Genomic DNA, 249 nt, shown 5'->3' on the forward strand with positions numbered 1-249 from the left:
TATGCTAGCTGTTTTGGCAGGCTGCGGGAGCACTGCCAATCAGGCGCAGCAGACACAAGCACCTGCTGCAACAACGCCAGCAGCAACTGAAGCACCGAAAGACGCAAGCACCCCAGCACCAGCTGATGCTGGCGGGACTCGCGAGATCAAGCATGCCATGGGCACGACCCCAATCACAGGGGAGCCCAAGCGCGTAGTCATTTTGACGAATGAAGGAACAGAAGCTCTGCTCGCACTCGGCGTAAAGCC

1 pseudogene is annotated in these 249 nt (G+C 58.6%); it reads left to right on the plus strand.

Annotation, left to right across the window (positions count from 1 at the left end):
• Position 1 precedes the first annotated feature (1 nt).
• A pseudogene (locus SB775_RS32280) lies at positions 2-249 on the plus strand (ABC transporter substrate-binding protein); the annotation flags it as partial.

It is taken from the genome of Peribacillus sp. SIMBA_075 (assembly GCF_046534585.1).